A 7,988-nucleotide genomic window follows, 5' to 3' on the forward strand; every position below is an offset into this window, starting at 1 on the left:
CGCGCGGTCGGCCGAGATCGCGGGGGCCAGCGCGGCCGACACCCTGGTTGAGCTGGGCAGCGGAACGTCCGAGAAGACCCGGCTGCTGCTCGACGCGCTGCGTGAACGCGGATCGCTGCGCAGGTTCGTTCCCTTCGACGTCGACGCCGGCATCCTGTCGACGGCCGCCGCGGCCATCCAACAGGAATACGCCGGCGTCGAAATCCACGCGGTCTGCGGCGATTTCGAGGAGCACCTGACCGAGATCCCCACCGGCGGGCGGCGCCTGTTCGCCTTCCTGGGGTCGACGATCGGCAACCTCACTGCCGGCCCGCGCGCGGAGTTCCTGTCGAGCCTGTCCGCCCAGATGCGACCGGGGGACAGCCTGCTGCTGGGCACGGACCTGATCAAGGACACCGGCCGGCTGGTGCGCGCCTACGACGACCCGACCGGGGTGACGGCGGCGTTCAACCGCAACGTGCTGGCGGTGATCAACCGGCAACTCGACGCCGACTTCGACGTCGAGGCCTATCAGCACGTCGCGCGCTGGAACGCCGGGGAGGAGCGCATCGAGATGTGGTTGCGGTCCGGCCCGCCCCAACGGGTCCGCGTCGATGCGCTCGACCTGACCGTCGATTTCGCGGCGGGCGAGGAGATGCTCACCGAGGTGTCGTGCAAGTTCCACCCGGACGGGGTGAGCGCCGAGCTGGCCGCAGCGGGACTGCGCCGCACCCGGTGGTGGACGGACGCCGCGGGCGACTTCGGGCTGTCGCTGGCCGTGAAGTGACGGTCGGGGACTCGCTGGCCGCCCGTTGGCGGGCGGTGCGCCCGCCGGTGGCCGGGCTGCACCTGGACAGCGCCGCCTGCTCGCGGCAGAGCCTCGCGGTGATCGAGGCCGCCGCCCTGCACGCCCGCAACGAAGCCGAGGTCGGCGGCTACGTCGCGGCGGAGGCGGCCGCGCCCGCGCTGGACGCCGGGCGGGTGGCGTTCGCCGCGCTGGCCGGCATGCCCGACGCCGAGGTGGTGTTCACCACCGGCTCGCTGAACGCACTGGATCTGCTGCTGGGCGCGTGGCCGGCAGACCGGCGCACGGTGGCGTGTCTACCCGGCGAATACGGCCCCAACCTGGCGCTGCTGAACGCCCACGGATTCGACCGCCGGCTGCTGCCGACGCTCGAGGACGGCCGGGTCGCGCTCGACGACGCCGCGCTGGACCTGGAGGCCGATCCGCCCGGCCTGGTCCACCTGACCGCGGTCGGCAGTCACAGCGGGGTGGTGCAACCGTTGGCGATGATCGCGCAGCTGTGCCGCGAGCTGGGGCTACCGCTGGTCGTCGACGCCGCCCAGGCGCTGGGCCAGGTGGATTGCGCGGTCGGCGCCGACGTGACCTACGCGTCGTCGCGCAAGTGGATCGCCGGGCCGCGCGGTGTCGGGGCGCTGGCCGCCGGCCGCGAGCTGCTGGAGGGGTTGCGCCCGAGGCTGGCCGCCCCCGACTGGCTCGCCGGCTCGTTCACGGTCGCCCAGCAGCTGGAGTTCGGCGAGGCCAATATTGCTGCGCGCGTGGGTTTTTCGCTGGCGTTGGGCGAGTATCTGGCGTATGGGCCGCAGGCCGTGCGGGCGCGGCTGGCCGAGCTGGGCGCCACCAGCCGCCGGCTGTTGGCCGATGTGGCCGGCTGGGCTGTGGTCGAAGAGGTCGACGCGCCCAGCGCCATCACCACGCTGGCCCCGGTCGACGGCGCCGATCCGCAAGCGGTGCGGTCCTGGCTGCTCGCCGAGCGGCGGATCCTGACCACCTTCGTCGGCGTGCAGCGGGCGCCCCTGGAGTTGGCCGGGCCACGCCTGCGGATCTCGCCGCACGTCGACACCACGGCCGACGATCTGGAGACCTTCGCCGAGGCGCTGATCGCCGCGACCGCGGCGACGTCTGTTTAGCGCGCTGCCCCTAGTTAGCTTTGTGCGCCGTCAGCAGATAGGCCGGCATCTTCATCCGCCCCTTCTCGTCGCGCTCGTGTGGCGGGAATTCGAAAGGCGCATCGGGGGTTTCGACAACGTTGGACAGGATGAAGGCCGGCCGGATCTCGTCGACCTCCCAATACTTGCTGACCGCGGCGCGAAGTTCGTCCTCGTCGACCTCGTTGGGCTTCGGTTGCATCTCGGCGGGAAACGCGCCCTTGGCGAACACCAGCACGAACAGGCTGGCCCCCGGTGCCGCCGCGCGATGGATGGAGCTCAGGTAGCCGTCGCGGCCCTCGACCGGCAGCGAGTGGAACAGCGTGGAATCGACCACGGTGGAGAACCGTCCGTCGTAGCCACCCAGCGACGTGATGTCGGCCTGCGCGAAGCTGGCCGTCGTCAGGCCGCGTTCCCGGGCGGCCTCGGTGGCCGCCGCGACGGCGGTCGGCGTGATGTCGACCCCGACCACCGTGTAGCCCTGGGCGGCCAGCGCCAACGACAGTTCGGCGACCCCGCACCCGGCGTCCAGCACGTCGCTGCGGAATTTCCCGGCCGCCACCAGCGCGGCCAACTCGGGCTGCGGCTCACCGATGTTCCACGGCGGCGGGCCCTCGAAATGCGCCCGCTCGCGGTATGCGCTGTCCCAGTCCATGACCTGATCACCCGTCATGACTTCAACGTACCCGCGCTCAGGACTCCCAGGTGTGCACCGGCTCGTTGGCGTGCATGTGCGCGCAGTACCGGCGCAGCATCTCGGCCAGGGCGGCCGGCCTTGCCATCCCGCCGTCCTGAAGCGCGCGCACGGTGGCCACCTGCCAGCTGGCGCCGTTGCGGCCGGTCCTGGCGCGGGCCTCGATGACCTCGAGGAAGCGGTCCCGCACGTCGGCGTCCACGCCCCAGCGGCGCAGCCCCTCGTCCGCGATCGGCAGCAACGTGTCCAGCACCAGCGCGGTCGCCGTCACCTCTCTCAGTCCGGGGCCGCGGCCCGGCCAATGCAGCCGGGCGTCGATGCCGTTGCGGGCTGCGGCGAGGAAATTCGCTTGTGCCGCGGCGAAATCCATGCCGGCCCACACGGGATTGTCGTCCTCAGACAGGCGGCGCAGCACGCCGTAGAAGAAGGCCGAATTGGCCAGCATGTCCACGACGGTCGGCCCCGCCGGCAGTACCCGGTTCTCCAGCCGCAGGTGCGGCCGGCCGTCAACCACGTCGTAGACCGGCCGGTTCCACCGGTAGACCGTGCCGTTGTGCAGCCGCAGCTCGGGTAGGTGCGGTGCCCGCCCGGCCGCCAGCTCGGCGACCGGATCCTCGTCGGACACCTCAGGCAGCAGCGGGGGGAAGTAGCGGATGTTCTCCCGGTACAGGTCGAGCACCGAGCCGATCCAGCCTTCGCCGAACCACACCCGCGGCCGCACACCCTGGGACTTGGCCTCCTCGGGCCGGGTGTCGGTGGACTGCGTGAACAGCTCGATGCGGGTCTCGGCCCACAACTGGTGGCCGAAGAAGTACGGCGAGTTGGCGCCCAGCGCCAGCTGCGGCCCGGCTACCACCTGCGCGGCGTTCCAGTTCGCGGCGAACGCCTCCGGGGCCACTTGCAGATGCAATTGGATGCTGGTGCAGGCGGATTCGGGTGCGATCGACACGGCCTGCCAGCTCAGCGGCTCCGGGCCGGAGATGTTGATCGGGATGTCCTCGCCGCGCGCAGTGAAGATCGACTCGTTGAGCGCCGCGTAGCGCCGCGAGTCGCTCATCCAGCCGGTCGCCAGGTGTTCGGGCATCAGCGTGGGCAGGATCCCGATCATCACGATGTGCGCCCCACCCGCGCCCGCCTTGCTCTCGGCGTCGTTCAGGCTGGCCCGCACCTCGCCCTCCAGGTCCAGCGCGGTGTGCCCGGGCAGGGCGTGGGGCGGCACGTTGAATTCGATGTTGTAGGCGCCCAATTCCGGCTGGAACGCCGGGTCCCCGATGGCGTCCAGGACGTCGCGGTTCGACATCGCCGGCTGATAGTCGGCGTCGACCAGGTTGCACTCGATCTCCATGCCGGTGAGCGGCTTGGCCGAGTCGAAATGCGACTGGGCCAGCATCGTTTCGAAGACGTCCAGGCACAACTGCAGCTTCCGCCGGTATTCCCGCCGATGTGCGCTGTTGTACGTGGTGCGCTTGACCTCTTCGCCCACACCGCCGATGGAACAGGTTTACCGGCGGTAACGCAAGCTACGCGGTGAGCTTGTCGCCGGGCCGCAGACCATGATGGACTCCTGACGTGCCCGCTGAGTTCGTCGCCGCCATCGACCAGGGAACCACCAGCACCCGGTGCATGATCTTCGATCATGACGGCGCCGAAGTGGCTCGCCACCAACTCGAGCACGAACAGATCCTGCCCCGCGCCGGCTGGGTCGAGCACGACCCGGTCGAGATCTGGGAGCGCACGTCCTCGGTGCTGATGTCGGTGCTGAACCGCGCCAACCTGTCCGCCGAACACATTGCCGCGCTGGGCATCACGAATCAACGGGAAACCACGCTGGTGTGGAATCGGCGCACCGGGCGGCCCTATTACAACGCGATCGTCTGGCAGGACACCCGCACCGATCGGATCGCGTCGGCGCTGGACCGCGACGGCCGCGGCGAGGTGATCCGGCGCAAGGCGGGCCTGCCCCCGGCGACGTATTTCTCCGGCGGCAAACTGCAGTGGATCCTGGAGAACGTCGACGGGGTGCGCGAGGCCGCCGAGCGCGGCGACGCCCTGTTCGGCACCGCCGACACCTGGGTGTTGTGGAACCTGACCGGGGGTGCGCGCGGCGGTGTGCACGTCACCGACGTGACGAATGCCAGTCGGACCATGCTGATGGACCTCGAGACCCTGGACTGGGACGACGAGCTGTTGTCGTTCTTCTCCATCCCGCGCGCGATGCTGCCGGCGATCGCGCCGTCGTCGTCGCCGCAACCCTACGGCGTCTCCGCGCCGAGCGGGCCGGTCGGCGGCGAGGTACCGGTGATGGGAATGCTGGGTGACCAGCACGCGGCGATGGTGGGCCAGGTATGCCTGTCGGAGGGTGAGGCGAAGAACACCTACGGCACCGGAAACTTCTTGCTGCTCAACACCGGTGAGACGATCGTGCGCTCGAAGAACGGGCTGCTGACCACCGTCTGCTACCAGTTCGGGGGCGCCAAACCCGTTTACGCGCTTGAGGGTTCGATAGCGGTCACCGGCGCGGCGGTGCAGTGGCTGCGTGATCAGCTGGGCATCATCAGTGGTGCGGCACAAAGCGAGTCGCTGGCGCGTCAGGTCGCCGACAACGGCGGGGTCTATTTCGTCCCGGCGTTTTCCGGGCTGTTCGCGCCGTACTGGCGATCCGACGCGCGCGGGGCGATCGTCGGGCTGTCCCGGTTCAACACCAACGCGCACCTGGCCCGCGCCACGCTGGAGGCGATCTGTTACCAGAGCCGCGACGTGGTGGACGCGATGGCGGCGGATTCCGGTGTGCGCCTTGAGGTTTTGAAGGTCGACGGCGGGGTCACCGGCAACGACCTGTGCATGCAGATCCAGGCCGACGTGCTCGGGGTCGACGTGGTCCGTCCGGTGGTGGCCGAGACGACCGCGCTGGGCGCGGCCTACGCGGCCGGTTTGGCGGTGGGGTTCTGGGCCGACCCGGCCGACCTGCGGGCCAACTGGCACGAGGACAGGCGCTGGACGCCGGCCTGGACCGACGAGCAGCGCGCCGCCGGATACGCAGGTTGGCGCAAGGCGGTGCAGCGGACCCTGGACTGGGTCGATGTGACCTGATCCAGGGTCCGCCGCACGTCGGGGCTCAGTCTTCGCCGAGGATGCCGTAGACCTCGCGCCGCGCGTTGTTGAGAATCTCGACGATGCGCTGCTGCTGCTCGGCGGTGGCGGTGTGCGCGGACTGCGCGACCGCGCCGAACAGCTGGCCGATGGCCGCCCGCAGGTTCATGTGACCGGGGTCGGCGCCCTCGGCGATCTCGTCCCACGGCGGGGTCTCGACCTTTTCGGCGGCCGCGCGGCCCTCGTCGGTCAGCTCGAAGAGCTTCTTGCTGCCCTCGGTTTCGCTGGCGGTGATCAGGCCCTCGTCGGTCAACAGCTGCAGGGTCGGGTAGACCGAGCCGGGGCTCGGCTTCCAGAGGCCGTTGCTGCGTTCGGCGATCTGCTGGATCATCTCGTAGCCGTGCATCGGCCGCTCGACCAGCAGCGCCAGGATGGCCGCGCGGACGTCGCCGCGCTTGCCGCGACCGGGGCCGCCGCGGCGCCATCCGCCGCGCCGCCCGCCCGGCCCGAAGCCGAAGCCAGGACCGAAGCCCGGGCCGAACCCGGGCCCGAATCCGGGACCGAACCCGAGGGGTCCGTCATGGTCGGGGCCGTGCTCGCGGAGGTTTTGGAAGAACTCCTGGCGGGCCCGCCGCCGGGCGCCGTGCAGGGCGCGTCGGTGGGTGTCGGAACCGAAGCCGAAGCCGGGGCCGGCGGGGAAGGGGTCACCAGTGGGGGTGAATGGGTGGTTCATGTCTGTTCCTTACGTCTGATGCGGAAGCGCACCCTGCGCTTCGAAGTATCACGATATATCGGAAACTATCGCGATGCAACGTCCGTTCGTCAGATTTGCTCACCGACCCTTGTGACCTGCGGCGTTGGTGGGAGCCGTGCGTCCGCGGGGTCGAGGGCAGGATGCTGCGGGGCGGTTTGCACCCAGCGGGCGGCGGGTAGGAACTCTGGGATGAACGCGGATGACTCCCACCTGACGGTGGGCAGCGGAACCTCCACCGCGACCGGTCCCGCTCAGGGCGGCGGCGGACGGGAACGCAACGTCTGGCCGTGGGTCAACTGGGGCCTGGCGCTGGCCACGGTGCCCGCCGCCGCCATCGTGATGCTTTTCGCGCTGGGCGCGGTGATGAGCACGGACGGCTGCGCCGACCGCAGCTGCCCCGACCTGGGGCACGGCGGGATCAATTTCGGGGTCGCGTTCTACGGCGCGCCCGCGGTCGCCGTCGTGGTCATCGTCATCTCGCTCTTCACCGCGAGGCGCCGCGGCGGCATCGCCGTTCCGCTGTGCGGATGGGCGCTGTTGATCGCCGACGTCGCCCTCATGGCGGCCAGCGTCTCCGGTTAGCGGGACCGATCAGCCCGGCGGCGAGAAACCGCCCGGGGCGGCGTCGGGTGGACCCTTCGGGGGTGCCCCCGCGCCCGGCCATGGGACAGCGTGCGGTTGCGGCCAGGCCGGCCACGGCGGGGCGCCCGCCGGTGGCATGGCCGGACGAAGACGGGCCAGCTCGCGGCGGTGCCGTTCGGCGAGCACGGCGGCGAGGACCAGTTCCGGCGGTGCGCCCGGCGGGGGCGGCCGGGCGATGCGGGTCACCACGTCACCGGCGATCCGGTAGGCCATCTGCTGGCGCAACTGGCGGTCGAGTTGCGGTGCCCGCGAGAGGAATTGGCGCGCGACCTCCGCCTGGCCGGGGGACAGGCCGGAAAGTTGCAGCGACGCGGCCCACCAGGCCAGGGATGGCGGCATCACCGGCGGGGGGCCCGGGCGGGGTCCGCGCTCGTTGATGACGACGGTGCCGGCGAAGATGTCGCCGATCCGCTTGGCCTTCGGCGACAGGATGCTGCAGATGACGGCGGGACTGCCGAACAGCATCCAGATCTCGACCACCGATGCGAGGGCCCGAAACAGGGCCTGCCGGAAGCGTTCTGGGCCGCCGTCGTCGGACACCACGCGCAGCCCCATCGCGATCTTGCCGACCGAGCGCCCGCGGGTGGCGGTTTCCAGGATCACGGGATAGCCCACGATCACCACCACCGTGAAGATGAGCAGGACGGCGGTGCTCAGCGCGGTGTCGAACTGGGTCAGCGTGGCGGCCCACAACATCAGGCCCAGCAGATAGCAGACGGCGATCACCGCGATATCGATCAGTGCGCTCACGGCCCGCACCGGCAACTGGGCGATCTGCACATCGAGCACGACGGCGTCGCCGGTGACCACCTCCGACATAACACCGAACGGTACAGGGCGATTAGGCTGCGCAGGGTGGACGTCGACGCATTCGTGCTG

At 70.5% G+C, this 7,988-nt stretch carries 8 protein-coding genes; 4 read left to right on the forward strand and 4 right to left on the reverse strand.

What is annotated here, in order from left to right; translation table 11 throughout:
• The coding region (locus tag A9X04_RS10495; protein ID WP_067920028.1) for an L-histidine N(alpha)-methyltransferase at positions 1–766 on the forward strand (766 nt) is incomplete at its 5' end.
• Complete coding sequence (gene egtE / locus A9X04_RS10500; protein WP_067920030.1) at positions 763–1,911, forward strand: ergothioneine biosynthesis PLP-dependent enzyme EgtE; 1,149 nt, start codon at positions 763–765, stop codon at positions 1,909–1,911. The genes A9X04_RS10495 and egtE, both read left to right, overlap by 4 nt.
• A 10-nt stretch (positions 1,912–1,921) precedes the next feature.
• Here the strand turns inward: egtE and A9X04_RS10505 are convergent, their stop codons facing one another.
• On the reverse strand, positions 1,922–2,602 hold the full coding sequence (locus A9X04_RS10505) for a class I SAM-dependent methyltransferase (protein ID WP_067920032.1): 681 nt from the start codon (positions 2,600–2,602) through the stop codon (positions 1,922–1,924).
• Positions 2,603–2,621: 19 nt separating this feature from the next.
• Positions 2,622–4,106 carry a glutamate--cysteine ligase gene (locus A9X04_RS10510; RefSeq protein ID WP_067920034.1) on the reverse strand — a complete coding sequence of 495 codons (1,485 nt, stop codon included), beginning with the start codon at positions 4,104–4,106 and terminating at the stop codon, positions 2,622–2,624.
• 86 nt (positions 4,107–4,192) lie between these two features.
• On the opposite strand from A9X04_RS10510, the gene glpK reads away from it, so the two are divergent.
• Positions 4,193–5,713: a glycerol kinase GlpK gene (gene glpK / locus A9X04_RS10515; protein ID WP_082974920.1), complete on the forward strand. Its 1,521-nt coding sequence runs from the start codon at positions 4,193–4,195 to the stop codon at positions 5,711–5,713.
• A gap of 25 nt (positions 5,714–5,738) precedes the next feature.
• On the opposite strand, the gene A9X04_RS10520 is transcribed toward glpK, so the two are convergent.
• Complete coding sequence (locus tag A9X04_RS10520) at positions 5,739–6,446, reverse strand: PadR family transcriptional regulator (RefSeq protein ID WP_067920037.1); 708 nt, start codon at positions 6,444–6,446, stop codon at positions 5,739–5,741.
• Between the two features lie 210 nt (positions 6,447–6,656).
• On the opposite strand from A9X04_RS10520, the gene A9X04_RS10525 reads away from it, so the two are divergent.
• Entirely contained in the window at positions 6,657–7,049 is a 393-nt protein-coding gene (locus A9X04_RS10525; protein WP_067920039.1) for a hypothetical protein, read from the forward strand.
• A 9-nt stretch (positions 7,050–7,058) separates the two neighbouring features.
• On the opposite strand, the gene A9X04_RS10530 is transcribed toward A9X04_RS10525, so the two are convergent.
• A complete protein-coding gene (locus A9X04_RS10530; RefSeq protein WP_067920041.1) occupies positions 7,059–7,928 on the reverse strand; it encodes an RDD family protein in 870 nt (289 codons plus the stop codon).
• Positions 7,929–7,988 lie beyond the last annotated feature (60 nt).

This window comes from Mycobacterium sp. E3247 (assembly GCF_001667785.1).
In the GTDB taxonomy this organism is placed as follows: Bacteria; Actinomycetota; Actinomycetes; order Mycobacteriales; family Mycobacteriaceae; genus Mycobacterium.